The sequence below is a fragment of the Alkalinema sp. FACHB-956 genome (genome assembly GCF_014697025.1).
Classification (GTDB): Bacteria; Cyanobacteriota; Cyanobacteriia; order Leptolyngbyales; family Leptolyngbyaceae; genus Alkalinema.
Window position 1 is genome coordinate 22,259 of the sequence record NZ_JACJRC010000018.1, and the last position, 15,255, is coordinate 37,513.

General features: G+C 50.1%; 15 protein-coding genes. 10 read left to right on the forward strand and 5 right to left on the reverse strand.

Annotation, left to right across the window (positions count from 1 at the left end):
• Positions 1-56 precede the first annotated feature (56 nt).
• A complete protein-coding gene (locus H6G21_RS17610; protein WP_190574721.1) occupies positions 57-572 on the forward strand; it encodes a DoxX family membrane protein in 516 nt (171 codons plus the stop codon).
• A 32-nt stretch (positions 573-604) separates the two neighbouring features.
• The gene (locus tag H6G21_RS17615; protein WP_190574722.1) at positions 605-2,176 is read left to right on the forward strand and encodes a GMC family oxidoreductase; all 1,572 of its coding nucleotides are present in this window, start codon (positions 605-607) and stop codon (positions 2,174-2,176) included.
• A 44-nt stretch (positions 2,177-2,220) separates the two neighbouring features.
• Here the strand turns inward: H6G21_RS17615 and H6G21_RS17620 are convergent, their stop codons facing one another.
• Positions 2,221-3,795: a helix-turn-helix transcriptional regulator gene (locus H6G21_RS17620; protein ID WP_190574723.1), complete on the reverse strand. Its 1,575-nt coding sequence runs from the start codon at positions 3,793-3,795 to the stop codon at positions 2,221-2,223.
• Positions 3,796-4,121: 326 nt separating this feature from the next.
• On the opposite strand from H6G21_RS17620, the gene H6G21_RS17625 reads away from it, so the two are divergent.
• From H6G21_RS17625 to feoB, 3 genes are all read left to right on the forward strand, one after another.
• Positions 4,122-5,243 (forward strand): glycosyltransferase, encoded by a 1,122-nt coding sequence (locus H6G21_RS17625; RefSeq protein ID WP_190574724.1) that lies wholly within the window; start codon positions 4,122-4,124, stop codon positions 5,241-5,243.
• A 375-nt stretch (positions 5,244-5,618) separates the two neighbouring features.
• Positions 5,619-5,858 carry a FeoA family protein gene (locus tag H6G21_RS17630; RefSeq protein ID WP_190574725.1) on the forward strand — a complete coding sequence of 80 codons (240 nt, stop codon included), beginning with the start codon at positions 5,619-5,621 and terminating at the stop codon, positions 5,856-5,858.
• 6 nt (positions 5,859-5,864) lie between these two features.
• On the forward strand, positions 5,865-7,658 hold the full coding sequence (gene feoB, locus H6G21_RS17635; protein ID WP_190574726.1) for a ferrous iron transport protein B: 1,794 nt from the start codon (positions 5,865-5,867) through the stop codon (positions 7,656-7,658).
• Between the two features lie 25 nt (positions 7,659-7,683).
• Here the strand turns inward: feoB and H6G21_RS17640 are convergent, their stop codons facing one another.
• From H6G21_RS17640 to H6G21_RS17650, 3 genes are all read right to left on the reverse strand, one after another.
• Positions 7,684-8,262, reverse strand: a complete 579-nt coding sequence (locus H6G21_RS17640; protein WP_190574727.1) for a Uma2 family endonuclease — start codon at positions 8,260-8,262, stop codon at positions 7,684-7,686.
• Between the two features lie 161 nt (positions 8,263-8,423).
• Entirely contained in the window at positions 8,424-9,407 is a 984-nt protein-coding gene (locus H6G21_RS17645) for a bile acid:sodium symporter (RefSeq protein WP_190574728.1), read from the reverse strand.
• A gap of 115 nt (positions 9,408-9,522) precedes the next feature.
• Entirely contained in the window at positions 9,523-9,933 is a 411-nt protein-coding gene (locus H6G21_RS17650; RefSeq protein WP_190574729.1) for a DUF302 domain-containing protein, read from the reverse strand.
• 273 nt (positions 9,934-10,206) lie between these two features.
• Here H6G21_RS17650 and H6G21_RS17655 point away from each other — a divergent pair, with 273 nt between their 5' ends.
• The 4 genes from H6G21_RS17655 (at position 10,207) to H6G21_RS17670 (ending at position 12,925) form a co-directional block, all read left to right on the forward strand.
• Positions 10,207-10,827: a DUF3365 domain-containing protein gene (locus tag H6G21_RS17655; RefSeq protein WP_190574730.1), complete on the forward strand. Its 621-nt coding sequence runs from the start codon at positions 10,207-10,209 to the stop codon at positions 10,825-10,827.
• Positions 10,828-10,967: 140 nt separating this feature from the next.
• Complete coding sequence (locus tag H6G21_RS17660; protein WP_190574731.1) at positions 10,968-11,513, forward strand: DUF3122 domain-containing protein; 546 nt, start codon at positions 10,968-10,970, stop codon at positions 11,511-11,513.
• 112 nt (positions 11,514-11,625) lie between these two features.
• Positions 11,626-12,141 (forward strand): DUF2202 domain-containing protein, encoded by a 516-nt coding sequence (locus H6G21_RS17665; protein ID WP_190574732.1) that lies wholly within the window; start codon positions 11,626-11,628, stop codon positions 12,139-12,141.
• A 67-nt stretch (positions 12,142-12,208) separates the two neighbouring features.
• Positions 12,209-12,925, forward strand: a complete 717-nt coding sequence (locus tag H6G21_RS17670; RefSeq protein ID WP_190574733.1) for a 4Fe-4S single cluster domain-containing protein — start codon at positions 12,209-12,211, stop codon at positions 12,923-12,925.
• Here H6G21_RS17670 and H6G21_RS17675 read toward each other — a convergent pair.
• Positions 12,922-13,506 carry an NUDIX hydrolase gene (locus H6G21_RS17675; RefSeq protein ID WP_190574734.1) on the reverse strand — a complete coding sequence of 195 codons (585 nt, stop codon included), beginning with the start codon at positions 13,504-13,506 and terminating at the stop codon, positions 12,922-12,924. The genes H6G21_RS17670 and H6G21_RS17675 overlap by 4 nt on opposite strands.
• 41 nt (positions 13,507-13,547) lie before the next feature.
• Here H6G21_RS17675 and H6G21_RS17680 point away from each other — a divergent pair, with 41 nt between their 5' ends.
• A complete protein-coding gene (locus H6G21_RS17680) occupies positions 13,548-15,233 on the forward strand; it encodes an iron uptake porin (RefSeq protein WP_190574735.1) in 1,686 nt (561 codons plus the stop codon).
• The last annotated feature ends 22 nt before the right edge of the window (positions 15,234-15,255 follow it).

Below are 15,255 nucleotides of genomic sequence, written 5' to 3' on the forward strand. Positions count from 1 at the left end.
CTCACCAGTGAAGTTATCTTCATCCTACTAACTTAGAAACATAAGGAGCATTGATCATGAATTACCTATTTAACCTCCGTGCTGCCGTGATCGCAAATCGGATTACTCTCGGGGTTTTCTTCTTTTTCTCAGGGATTGCCAATTATCTCAACTTTGGCATTCCCAATGGCTTCTACCAAACGGTACTGACCCAAAAGCTACAAATCATCGGCCCCAATATCCCACCGGGATGGGAAGGCATTGGCCCACTGCCTGCACTGATCGCAGTTCCCTATGGCTGGTTGCTACCGTTGGCAGAAATCGTCCTAGGTGCATTATTTGCCCTCAATTACTGGGTTCGTTGGACAGGCTTATTACTCATCCTGATGACCTTCAGTATCGTCCTTGCCTTTGGCATCATTCCCGCCGGTAGCCTGGTTCCCAACGCCGCAGAGAGCTTCAATAAAAACATTCTATTCATGACGCTAATTTGGGTTTGCATCGCCTACGAAGCCCACGAACAAAAGATGAGCCGTCGCCGTACCCGCGCGATCGAAGAATCCAACCTCATGACCTCCAACCATGACATGTAATTAGCAACCTAGCAATTTTTTCCGCAATTCCTATGGCACCTTCTTCTCCAATCAACCACCACTACGACCTGATTATTATCGGTACTGGGGCAGGCGGCGGCACCCTGGCCTATCGGTTAGCGCCCACGGGCAAAAAAATTCTCATCCTCGAGCGAGGGCCATTCCTTCCCCGGGAGAAAGACAACTGGGACACGGTACAAGTCGTCCAAAAAGACCGCTATCATACTTCAGAAGTTTGGTACGACAACAACGGCCAAGCCATCCATCCAGGGGTCGGCTATTTCGTCGGAGGCAACACCAAAGTCTACGGCGGAGCCCTCTTTCGCTGGCGGGAACAGGATTTTCACCAAGTCATCCACAAAGGGGGAATCTCGCCGGAATGGCCGCTGAAATATGCCGATTTTGAGCCCTATTACAGCCAAGCCGAGCAACTCTACCAAGTCCATGGAAAACGGGGCAGCGATCCTACCGAACCCCCTGCCAGCGGCGAATATCCCCACCCTGCCATCAGCCATGAACCCCGCATTCAGGAAATCCATAATTCATTGATCGATCGGGGATTACATCCCTTTTATTTACCGTTGGCAATCAAGCTCAACGAAGTCGATCGACGACTCAGTGCCTGCATTCGTTGTAACACCTGTGATGGTTTCCCGTGCCTGGTGGATGCAAAAGCCGATGCAGATATCACCTGCATCCGTCCCACAGAACAGTATCCCAACGTGACATTACTCACCGAGGCGCGAGTTCACAAGTTACACACCAGCCCCTCCGGTCGCGAAGTGACTGCTGTCGAAACGGAATGGAACGGGGAAACCTATCTTTTTTCTGGGTCGATCGTGGTGGTTGCCTGTGGCGCAATTAATTCTGCGGCACTGCTGCTCAAATCAGCTAATGACAAGCATCCCAACGGACTCGCCAATCGCTCAGACCAAGTGGGACGCAACTTTATGAAGCATCAGAACGGTGCCATTATTGGCGTTACAACGAAATCCAATTTAACAGCCTTTCAGAAAACGTTAGCAATTAATGATTTCTATTGGGGTGATGAAGATTTTGACTATCCGATGGGCCATGTGCAGCTACTCGGGAAAGTCAATGCTGATATGATTGCGCAGGAATCGCCCTCAGTCCTAGGGCTATCCCTGCGAGAACACCGAACCTTTGAAGCGATCGCGGCCCATTCCGTCGATTGGTGGCTCACCGCAGAAGACTTACCCGATCCCAACAATCGCATTACCCTTCGCAACGATTCCATTCAGTTAAACTACACCGAAAACAACACAGAAGCCTACGATCGCTTACTAAACCGTTGGATCAAAACCTTAAAAAGTATTGGATGCGGCGAACAAGTGATTTCTGCTAGTTTCTACTTCCGTAAAAAACTCCCGTTACAAGGCGTAGCCCACCAATGCGGCACCTGTCGCTTTGGAGAAGATCCGACCACGTCTGTTCTCGATCTCCATTGCCGCACCCATGATGTAGAGAACCTCTACGTAGTAGATGGCAGCTTTTTCCGCTCCAGTGCTGCGGTGAACCCCACTCTGACCATTATTGCCAATGCCCTACGAGTGGGAGATCACCTGATTGAACAATTAAGCTAGACAGTGAGGCATGGGATTTGGCCTTTTAACGCTAGCTTTTGGGATTAGTACTTTAATTTTTGGGCAGCCCGTAACTCTTTTCCGAGCAACTTCCATAGACGTTTGCGTTGCTCCGGCGTAATCGGACGACTGCCCTTGATCCAATGGGTCACCATCGATCGATCCATCTTTAATTGCGTCGCCAAATACGCCTTACTCCAGCCCTTCAACGTCAACGCCACATCCAACGTTTGCCCAGAAATTACCGCTGGAATCCGAGCCGCCCCCAGCCCAGCCTTCGGACGAATCAGCACCGCCGCTTTTTTGCGATCGTCCCTCGACGGGCTCCCTTGCGGCCCCGCCCCCTCATCCCCAGCCATGGCTATCCCGGTATCTATCCCATCCTTAGCAATCACAATTTGCATCGGGCGAATCATCAGCCTTGCATCCAACCAAGTTTCAAACCACTGCGCAAGACTTTCTGGCAGCGGCCCCGCCTCCCCACCATTCACACTCCAACTAGGCCGTAACGATACCGGATAGGTCATCGCATCAAAGCCAATTTCCCAACCTAAATTTTTCAACGACAACAGGGCATTATTCCACCGCACAAACAATCGCGTCCGCGTTTCCTCCGTCTTATAAAACCCAGACAGCACCTTCGGATCTTCCACCTGTTCCAATAAATCCTGAACGCGATAATGCCCCGTCACATACAACTGCCCAATCACCGAAATAAAAATCGCCAGCCGAGCCGCCAATCGCTTACGGTTCGGGTTGATCTGCAAAATCCCCCGCGCCCAATTTCCGTACTGCTGAAGGGCTTGAATCCCTCGGGACAAGTCCGCCGCCCCCAGCATCTCCACCCAATTTCCAGGTCGCAGCCGAATCATCAACTCATCCGGAGCCCCTGGGCGATGGGTAGACCCAGCCTCCTGTCCAGGCAGCAACTTACCACTGTAACTTAATTCTTCCAGCAGCCACATGGGATAGTTCACCCAGCGGAACAAGCCTTGGCTTTCGTCCAGATAACTGACCATCACTGACAAACTGCACAACAGTTGCAGCATCTCTTCCAGCTTTTTCAGCTTTTGGAGCAGTGTCAGGTCAGCTTGCTTCTCACCAATCACAAAATCGACTAAACCCGTCCCTCGAAGGGTCAGGACACTGCGCCAGGGCCGATCGGCTTCCGAAACTTCCGCCACCAATGACAGAAACACATAGGCCGCCTCAATCCCCAAGCGCTGCAAAATCTCCCAAGCCGCCCGCCCCGGAATGAGGTGAATCTGCTGCCGATCGGGCTGCTGAACCACAATCTCCTGTTCAATCAAACTCTCTTGAAACACCGTCATCAACGGCATCGGAGTCGCTTCTGGTTGCCCACCTGTCCCGATCGGAGGTTGCCCCGGCTGAGGGCGATCGGACGCATCCAAGGGCGCTGGGGCATCGGGCAAATCGGATAGATCTTCGGATGGGGTGGGCCGTTCCATCCGCTGTTGCGTCAGCTCCACCGCCGTTTCCCGATAGCGCCGGGGATCCCCTTCCGCCAAAGGCCGCTCCGCAGATTTGCGGCTGTAGAGCTTTTGCAGAGCTTCCTGCCAGCTCGGGTTGTCATTAGAAGGGGGCAATGGCGCAGTCACAGAGAGTCCTTAGCAATCGTCAATACCGGGGTTTCCAGCGCTTTTATTTTAACGTCCCTCGCTAAATTGTGAAAATCTATAGCCGGAGTCTGAATTCTTCCGTCGTAGGATAGATAGCTGAAGCGGTAATATGCCAGTATCGTCGGAGGGGTACAGGATTTGATCAGGGAGTAGGAAAGTGGGCGTTGAGCGATGAGTTGAGTAATTATTTGGGGATAAAACTGGAGATCACTCGCTGGAGATCACTCGCTGGAGATCACTCACTGGAGATAACTGTGTCTCAGAAGATAACTGTGTCTCAGACAGCTATGACAGCTATGACAGCTATGACTGAGTTGACTAAGTTGACTAAGTTGCGATTTGGAATTGTTGCGATCGGTCGAAATGAAGGGGATCGGCTGAAACGCTGTCTTCTCTCGGCTCAAGCTCAAATGCGTGCGATCGCAGAGATATCCGATGAGTCTTGCCAAAGTGCGCTTCCCCCGGATGCAACCCAGACTTCCGCTACGATGCAGACTTCTATTCGGTATCCGATTGTTTATGTGGATTCTGGATCAACGGACGAGAGTGTTGCTTTTGCTCGATCGATCGGCGTTGAGGTGGTCGAATTAGACCTCTCCAAACCCTTTACGGCTGCCCGTGCCCGAAACGCTGGAGCAAATCAGTTATTTGAACAGTATCCCCAGTTAGATTTTGTGCAGTTTATTGATGGGGATTGTGAGTTTATTGAGGGGTGGTTTGACAGCGCAATCGCAACGTTTGATGGGAATCCTCAAGTCGTGGTCGTCTGTGGTCGCCTGCACGAACGCTTTCCCGATCGTTCCCGCTACAACGCCCTGTGCGATTTGGAATGGAACACACCTGTAGGCGAAACGAAAGAATGCGGCGGGATCGCCCTGATGCGCCGATCGGCCTTCCAAGCCGTCAGTGGATTTAACCCCCAGTTAATTGCCGGAGAAGAGCCAGAACTCTGCGTGCGGCTGCGACGGCAAGGGGGCACCATTCGGCGGATTGCGGCTGATATGGCATGGCATGACGCCAATATGACACGGTTTAGCCAGTGGTGGCGACGATCGCTGCGATCGGGCTATGCCTACGCAGAAGGAGCATGGCTGCATGGACGGTCCCCAGAACGCCATTGGGTCAAGGAAACCCGTAGCATTTGGCTCTGGGGCTTAATGTTTCCAGTCTTAGCCCTCGGTTTCGCCCCTTTCACCTTCGGGTTGAGCCTCGTGGGGTTAATCGCCCTCTACGGACTTCAAGGGTATCGGATCTACCAATATTGTCGTAGACAGCGATCGATGACACCCTCCCAAGCTCAACTCTATGCGTTTTTCTGCGTTCTAGTCAAATTTCCCCAAGCCCTCGGACAGATGCAATTCCAGCAACTACGACGACAGGGCAAACAACGCACCATCATTGAATACAAACAGCCCAGTCAAACTTGACCCTACTTTCCTGAGGACTATCCCTGAGGACGGTTCCCAGCAATCTCTATCCATTCCCCTCTGACAAGTTACATAAATTTGCAGTCCAGCTTCCAACCATCGGAAATATAGTGTATTATTGAGATTAAATATCAATAAGCTGTTGGTCAGTCGAAATTCCCTATTCTTTGTCCACTTTTCTCCTAGAATCTTGCTAAGGAGTCAGACATCTATCATTCCCTTTGAATCTCGATCGCCTCTGAATTTCTGCCTTCCATCCCGTCCCAGTTCCACAACCCATTCCCCACGATCCCCCCATTTCTGTTTACCTCAACGTTGATCTCAACTTCGTCGATTCTGTTATCCCTACCCTAGATTCTTACCCTACATCCTTATATGCCTACCACCAGTCTTGCAAACCTCAAACCCGGTCAATCCGCTGAAATTGTAGATTTTGAGGTTGATCCCAGCCTAGAACGTCGGCTCCATGCCCTAGGATTTCGTCAAGGACAGGAAATTCATCTTCTGCGACGAGGCTGGCTGTCAGGGCCACTCCATGTACGCATTTGTATGACAGAACTCATGCTGCGTCATCGGGATGCCCATCTCGTTCGCGTCACTGCGGTGAACGGTTAACGATCCATGAAACGTATTGCTGTTCTGGGAATGCCCAATACGGGTAAGTCCACATTTTTTAACCGCTTCACTGGTTCCCATGCTCACATTGGGAACTGGCCAGGAATCACTGTTGACTTAATGCTAGCCACGGTCAAGCTGGGCCATGAGTTAGCTGAAGTGGTTGATCTACCTGGCATCTATGATTTACGGGGACTCTCCGAGGACGAGGCCGTTGTTCAACGATTTTTGGAAACAACTCCCGTTCATCTAGTCCTGGTTGTTTTGAATGCAACTCAGATCGATCGCCAGATCTCCCTACCGCTCCAAGTGCTTCAACTGGGCGTACCCGTTGTATTGCTGTTGAACATGGTGGATGAAGCAGCGCGATTTGGGGTACGGGTCAACCCTGAGATTTTGTCCGATCGCTTGGGGATTCCTGTGTTTCCCATCAGTGCCAAGTATGGCGCAGGTTACCCAAAGGCGATCGAGGCGATCACAGAAGTGTTAGATCAGCAGGATCACCCCATTCAGGTCAACAACATCAGCCAGCAACTCCCTGCCGAACTCCCCTCTAACCGTACCCTCCAAACGCTATTAGCCGACGCAGTGCAAATGCCCGCTCGCCTCTCCGATCGCTGGAGCAGTCGGCTCGATCGGATTTTATTGCATCCCATCCTGGGTTTACCCATCTTTTTCAGCGCGATGTATCTGGTATTCCAGACCATTTACGCCATGGGTACCCCCCTCCAAGCAAGCCTAGGCGACGGCTTAGAGTGGTTAAAACTGAATGCCCTGGAGCCTCTTCTAGCAAACTTTCCTGCGTTTCTCAGGGGATTTCTAATTGATGGTGTCTATGAAGGCTTAGGAACCGTTGCAGCATTTCTCCCAGTCATTTTTCTGTTTTTTCTCTGCATGGCGATCGTGGAGGATAGCGGCTACCTGTCCCGCTCTGCATTCCTGATGGATGCCCTGATGGAACGATTGGGACTGGATGGGCGATCGTTTGTTATGTCCCTGATGGGATTTGGCTGTAATGTACCGGCTCTTTTAGGCACGCGGGTCATGCGATCGCCGGGACTCCGCATGTTATCCATGCTAGTGATTCCCTTTTCATTGTGTTCTGCGCGATTGAATGTGTTTATCTTCATCACATCGGCCATGTTTGCCGCCACCATCGCGCCAACCGTTCTTTTTAGTTTATATCTCATGAGTTTTGCAGCGGCAATCCTGACTGCTGCACTGTTTAAGGGAAAGTTCACGACCCAAGAGCCCCTGGTTTTAGAACTGCCTCCCTACCGTCTCCCAACGTTGAAGCAAATCCTAGTGCGAGCTTGGTGCGAAGTCAAACATTTTTGGATTTGGTCACGACGGTTCATTATTGTGGGAGTTATTGCAATTTGGCTCCTCAATAACCTACCCACCAATGTCCCCTCAGCCAGCAGTCAAACCCTATCAGGGCTACTGGGACAGACCTTACAACCGCTCTTTGCTCCCCTAGGAATCAATGCCCAATTAACGATCGCCCTCTTTTTTGGATTTATTGCGAAAGAGATTGTCCTCGGGGGGTTAGCAGTTATTTACAGCCAAGCCGCAGAATCCGACCTAGCCGGGACGATCGCCCAGCAAATCGATTGGGTACAAGCCTACAGCTTTATGCTCTTTACGTTGCTGTATATTCCCTGTCTATCCACGATCGCCGTGTTGAAAAATGAAGCGAAAAGCCTGCGGTTTGCCCTACTATCCGTCGGATGGTCCCTCGGATTGGCTTGGATAGCCAGTTTTGTCTTCTACCAAGGAGCACGGGCATTAGGGTTCTAGAACAGATACAACACCGATCGGGGCCTTATTCTGCGATCGGAGTTTCTAGCACTACATCTTCGTAAAATACATCGACTGAAAGGGTTAGCCCGATACTGGTCAGGGTAAAGGTTTCGCCCTCACCATAGGCCGTAAACTCCCACACCCCAGCAGCATTACGACGAAAAATTTCAACCGATTTCAGTTCCGAACTCACTAATCCATATTCCTGAAGACTCTCTAAGTTCCGATAGAGACGGAATTTAGCCCCCCGATCGTAGGCTTCTGTGCTGGGTGACAGCACTTCCATAATTAAGCAGGGAAATTGGATATATTGTTTGGCGACGCGATCGCGATCGTCACAGCTAACACTAATGTCGGGATAGGTGAATGGCCCCGCTTCACTTATTGCAACTTTGGCATCTGAGTTTCTCACTTTACAAGAACCGGTCAAATGCTGTTTGATCGCAGTCGCAATATTGAGAGCAATGTCGGCATGGGGAAGAGTTCTACCCGTCATCGCGTAAACTTCTCCATCGAAGTACTCATAGCGCTCCGGTTGTTGCTCCTCCCAGACCAAATATTCCTGAGGCGTAAAACGAGGTAGATCACGAGCTGCAACCATAGACAAAGAAGCTCCTGAATTCATTTATATCGTTTATTGTAGAGGCTAACGATCGTCTTGACTACGCTACCCCCTTCGTCCAGCGATACCAGAATCCAATTCAGCAATCTTGATGCAGTAGTCCTTATCCCTTTCTCCCAAACAGTTGCCCTGAGCCAAATTTAGGTCAAAGTAAAGCTGGGTGAAGGGCCAAAAATGCGATCGGTTAACTTCACATACCAAGCCGCAGCCTGAACCTGAATAATGTAAGCCATGGCAATAATTAAAGCAATTTCAGAGCCCTGCTCTTTCCCAAAGGCCGTCATCGCGATCGCAAGGGCAATGGACAAATTACGCATGACCGTGCCATACACTAAAGCAATCGCATCTCCCCGTTGAAAGAACATCTTACCTACAACTGTACTGATTAAAAAATTTGCAACATATAAAATTGCCAAAGGAATCAGAAAAGATAACAAGATACCAGGGTTGCTAACAATACTCTTCGCTTTGAGAGCCATGGCAACAAAGACAATCCCTAAAACCCCGATCGTCGAAAAACTGGGAAACTTCTCTTTGAGATTTTTTTGATACTTATCCATTCTCACAATGCGAATTAGGATAAGCCGCGTGGCAATCCCCAAAATCATCGGCAGAAATACAATGATAATAATTTGTCGGAAAATATCCATAAGGGGAATTTCGATCGCGGCTCCCATCAGCCACTTCGCATAAAACGGAGTCGCCAGTGAACCTAGGATTAAACCCACCACCGTCATTTTGACCGCAGCACTCAGATTGCCCTTCGCAAAGCCTGTCCAGGAAATGGTCATTCCACTAGTGGGTAACAGCGAAGCCAACAGTAGCCCCAACAGCACCAAAGGCTGCCCATGGAAAAACAGTTGGCCAATTCCAAAAGCCATAAATGGGATAACAGCAAAATTGATCAACTGCGTCACGAATTGAAGCTTAAAATCTCCTCCCGTCAACACTTTTTGAATTTGCAAATTGATCATCATGGGATAGACCATGAGGAACGTTAGCGGAATCACCCAAGCCTTCAGTGGATCTGGGTTCACCACTACGCCTATGACAATTCCTGCAATCATACAAATGGGAATCGACCAAACCAAATTTTTCTGAAGCAGCCCTAAAAATTTCCACACAATAGTTGCCCTCCTGTAGCATGGGTCAACTGCTGACCATTCAGTCAACCCAAGGTTAATGATCAATCCGTGACTTCTGTAAAGGCGCTAGTCAAGGCGCTAGTGAATTCGTCATTTATGCCGGAAGCGAAGCATTTTGCCTTAACCGCTCCATCACAGCCTGCATAATTTGACTCCCTTCGTTAGCAATCACTTGAGCATGGGGATCAGTAATCGCTAGAAACATCATCTTAGGATCAACCGCAGACACCTCAATTTGGCCGTTTTCCTGTTCCTGAACAACAACATTACAAGGGTAAAAGACACCCGCCTTATCATCGGTCTGCAACATCCGATAGGCGATTTTGGGATGGCAAGCGCCTAGGATTTTGTAACGGCGGAAATCAACATCCAGCTTTTTCTTAAAGGCCGCTTGGACATCAATCTCGGTCAGAATCCCCATCCCTTCCGCCTGAAGCGCTGCGGTCACCTGCGCGATCGCGTCATCAAAGGTGCAATTCAAAGTTTGACTGAAGTGATAAGCCATCGGTTATAGCCTAATGAGCGTGAACAATTGTCAACTATATTAAGGAGCTGAGTGAAAGGTCTAAGGAATTCGCCCGGTAAGAATCAGACTTCACCAGCTAGTTGATAATATAACTAAATAGTTGTAGAATGCAACTATTGAATTCAATCTCTTCAGAAATAACCTGTGGGCAGCCATGACTTGCGGGTAATTTCCCTACTTAGCAGCATTACATCGAGGCATCCCACCATGGTCAACGAGTTTTCCCAATTTTCTTTGAGGCTACTGTTTGGGATGGTGATTATTCTCGGGATCATTTGCTGGATCATCCCAGCACCCGCTTGGGCTATAGAAGCTTCGATCGCCCAGTCCGTACCGCCGATCGTCACCAATCCAGCTGAGTTAACCAAAGCCATTCAAGCGATCGAGGACTTAGATCAGATGCGATCGGGACTTGCTTCTACGTTGGAAGGACACACCGAAGAACCAACCCTGGAAACGATGAAAGAAGTTTGCCGTCCCGTAGGTATGCAGGCGCAACGACTCAGCCAAGAAAACGGTTGGCAGGTCAAGCAAATAGCCGATAAATATCGCAATCCCGATCATGCGCCGGACAGTTCCCAGGCACGCCAAGCCTTAGCAACCTTTAGAAAAAATCCGGACTTAATGGGATTTTGGGAACATGCAACAATCAACGGGCAAGCAGGCACTCGTTACTATCGCCGCATTAATGTAGAAGCCAGTTGCCTCGCCTGTCACGGACAGAAAAATCAACGGCCTCAGTTTATTCAAGAGAAGTATCTCGACGATCGCGCCTATGATTTCAACGTGGGCGACCTACGCGGCATGTATTCCGTTTTCATGCCTGATCTGAAAGCCGCCATTCAATCCGCATTACAAGACGGGATTCAGTAAGCGATTCAGTAAATGATTTAGTCAAGGTTCCAGCCAAGATTCTCGATCAATTGATACGAATTCAATCAGACTTTCCCCAGTTAGTCATCCGTAGTCATTTGTTCTTGCTGTCAATGATTTCTTAAAACGTACTTCCATCGATGTCTAAGCAATTCTCTCTCTGGTTACGCTCCATAATCGCGATCGTCATCATCACTGTAATTACATTGACCACAGTTTTAGGCTTCATCCCAACCTTACCCGCGATCGCAGCCATCCAGCAATTTGAGGAACAACCGGGTCAAACCGTCTACCAAACCAGACACCCACTCAAGGATCAACAAGGTCGCACCTGGCAAGCGATCGCCTTTAAGCGCATTAAACCCGATGGAGCCACCGTCTTGAATTTCAGACTGGCAGGATTCCCCGGCAGCGTTCGGATCGATCGCACCCAGCCCCTACAATTCCGCAATTCCTTTGGCGAGATCCTCACCGCTGAGGACGCCTCTAGTCAAATGTTTAGCAATACCAACGCACCGGAACCCCACATTGGACAATACAACCTACAACCGATTGTGTCTGATTTACGACTAGAGCTGCCTTGGCGCATAACCCTACCCACAGAATCCGGTAATGCCATCACATTCGCCTTACCCGCCACATTCCTAGCCGATTGGAGAACGTTGGATCAGCAAACCAAGGATTAGAGTCAGCAGCCGGTCATCACAAGTCGGTCATCGTTGATTCACCCGCAATCCATCACTTTTACGATCGTGCATCCATCCCCTAGCAAACATTCTTCCAACCCTGGAGATCAGCATGAATTCCTACCGCCTACAGTATGGATTAACCGCTAGTTTTTCCGTTTTCGCGATCGGGTTAATGGTTTCTGCCACCTCACCCACCACCACCATGAGCGCCGCTAGTCCGCCCCTAGATGCAAAAACCCACCAGGCCATGATTGATGCCATCAACGATGAGTTTCATGCACGCGCTTTCTACACCGCAGTCATCCAGAAATTTGGGACTCTCCGTCCTTTTAGCAACATTGTCCAAGCGGAAAATCGCCATGTTCAGCACTGGGAAACGCTTTTCCAACGCTATGGAATCCCCATCCCCCAGGACACCTTTGCCGATCGAGTAGACGCCCCGCAAACCTTGCGACAAGCCTGTCAAATGGGCATCGATGCTGAAATTGCCAACATCAAACTGTACGACAATTTTTTAAATTTTGTTCAACAGACTGATTTGCGGGATCTCTTCACACAATTACGTTCCGTTTCCGAAAACAACCATAAACCGGCGTTTGAGCGTTGTCTACAACGACAATCTTAACAACGCCCCTCTTAACGTTGATCCTGACTTCAATCACGATTCCTTAACTACCTACGGGAGAACACCCATGCCATCCACGATCGCATCCACCTCAACCCACCACCAACCCAACCAACCGCCAGCCCTCCCAGAAATTCCCCCCGGCTATCTTAATGTCATGGGCTATGTAGATAACTCCGAAGTCAATGGCCCTGGGGTGCGGGCCGTCCTGTGGGTACAGGGCTGTGGACGGCATTGTCCGGGCTGCTTCAATTCCCATTCTTGGCCCTTTGAGATTAACCAATTGGTGAGTGTGGACGAAGTGGTGCGCCAGGTTCTGCGCGAACCTCGCAACCAAGGCATCACCTTTTCCGGTGGCGAACCCTTTAAGCAAGCAGTGGCCTTAGCCCAGGTCGCTAAACAACTGAAGGCGCAAGGATTGACCGTAATGTCCTTTACAGGCTTTACGCTGGAACAATTGCGATCGCGCCAAGCCCCAGTGGGTAGTCAGGACTTACTCGACCAGTTAGACATTCTCATTGATGGCCCCTACGTTGCCTCCCAGGCCATTCATTCCCCCAATTCCCCCGTCTCCTCTAGCAATCAACGGGTGCATGTGTTTAACCCAGCGCTACAACATCAAATTGACTGGGCCAGCGACGCAGTAGAAATCCATATTTTGCAAGATGGTCAGCGGATTATCACAGGCTATCGCGGCCACATGGCTTTCTCCGAGTCGGAAGATGAATCTGGAATGGCATTCCAATCTGAGCGGGGATCTCATTCCGCCACTGCTCCAGCTTAAATCCGTTGCATCAAGTACCATTCCTGTAAGACCGATCGACATTGCAGACAGGTTAAATCCTGGAGCAGCGATCGCAGCCCCTTTGCCTCGATCGGATAACGCAGGATGGAGCCAACAGTATTTGCAGGATTTAATGCTGAAGCTGAAGCCGTTGTAATTTCTGCAACCCATCCATAGAGCCTTTGGTTAGAAAACGAGCTATTAATTGCCCAGCCTTGGGAATTCAGCGGTTCTAGGGTTGCGATCGCAGCCGCAGGAATCCCCAATTCCCGGAGCAGAATGTCGTAGGCCGTTTCCCGCAAATCAGCCCCTAGTGGCAGTCGTCCCCCCGGAAAATCTAATGTCGCTTGGCTAACACCGGGACGGTAGCTTGGTTGGGGCAACAGAAACTGCTGATCTTGAATCGGAATCACGATCAGAGAATCAGCCTTTTCGACTCGCCAATATTCCAGGTAATTCCCTTGATGATCCTGGAGATGTTCGCCAATCACCGTTAACCAACGGGACTGGATTTCAACAAAGCGATCGTGGATTTTCCAGGGCACAGTATTAAGATTCGTTGACTGTGTTGCGTTGTTCATTGGATTTACGGTTTTCTGGTGTTAGGAAGGAGTCCTGTATTATGACAAAACTTCATATCAATTTTAAGTCAATCACTGCAATCCTATTTCCCAGTTCATTATTACTATTTACCAGTGGATTTGCCAGTGGAGTAGCAGCAGAAACTACGTCCGCACCAGCAACACTCGATCGCAACTCTAACTCGATCTCGAACGATTTCCTCGACAATTCACTGACTAATCCCTCCACCGATTCCTTGGCAAATCCCTTGGCTCAAGTCACTAGCGTTTCCCAATTGAGTGATGTGCAACCTACGGATTGGGCGTTTCAAGCGCTGCAAGCCTTAGTAGAACGCTATGGTTGCATTGCAGGATATCCCGATCGCACCTATCGTGGTAATCGAGCAGTCACCCGTTACGAGTTTGCCGCTGGATTAAATGCTTGCATTGACCAAATGAACCAGCGGATTGCCGTCGCAGGAGCAGAACTCGCTACCCAGCAAGATTTAGCGACCCTCAAACGCCTCCAAACGGAATTTGCCCCAGAACTGGAGACTTTGCGGGGGCGAGTGGATGGCTTAGAGGCCAAAACTGCTACGCTTCAGAAACAACAGTTTTCCACCACCACTAAATTACAGGGTGAAGTCATTTTCTCGGTGACTGGTGCGATCGGGGATGAGCGGGCCGATGGCAGCGGACGCAGTGTCGATGACAATTGGGTTATGGATAACCGAGTGCGATTGAGTTTAAATACCAGTTTTACGGGCAAAGACCTGTTAAAAATTCGCCTTGACGCCTTGAATACCACGCCCTTTGGCGTCAACGTCACGGGCACCAATATGACCCGCTTGGCCTTCGACGGGTCAACGGATAACCAATTGCAAATCGGGCGATTATTCTATCGCTTTCCCCTATCACCCAAATTGCGGGTCACGATCGATGCCGCCGAGAGTCGCTACGATACCGCTGTTGAAACGTTCAATCCCTTTTTTGCCAGCCCCTACAAAGGCGCAATTTCCAACTTTGGGCGGTTCAATCCCATTTATATCCAAGGTCGCCGAGGCGCAGGCGTCACCGTCTCCTACGATATCAGTCGATCGCTGAATTTCTCCGTCGGCTACATGGCACGCAATCCTGCGGAACCGACCGCCAACAATGGCCTGTTGAATGGCTCCTTTGCCGCCTTAGCCCAGTTAACCGTCCGCCCGTCTGACACGCTCAGTTTTGGCGCAACCTATGTACGAGCTTACTATCCCCCTGGCAAAGCCTTCCTCACCGGGGGCACGGGCAGTCGGCTGGCTAATTCCCCCTTTGGCACGATCGCCACGTCAGCCAATCACTTTGGTTTGGAATCTAGTTGGCGCGTCAATCCTAAATTTACCCTATCGGGGTGGGTCGGCTGGACGCGGGCCGAAGCTGAAGGCGATGGCTTTGGCTTAGGTCGCGTGCCCGTCCGCCAAGGGGACCGCGCCTCGATTTTCAATTGGGCTGTCACGTTCGCCTTTCCCGACTTGGGTAAAAAAGGTAGCTTAGCTGGGTTAATTATTGGCCAGCAACCCAAAGTCACCCAAAATGACAGTGGTGCGGAGGAGGGTACAAGTTCCTGGCACCTCGAAGGACTCTATCGCTATCCAGTGAATCAACATTTATCCCTCAATCCTGGAGTCTTGGTAATTTTCAATCCTGAAAACAACAGCAACAACGACACGATCGTGGTTGGAACGGTACGGGCAATTTTTGAGTTTTAAGGTACGATCGAAAGCTAGTGAA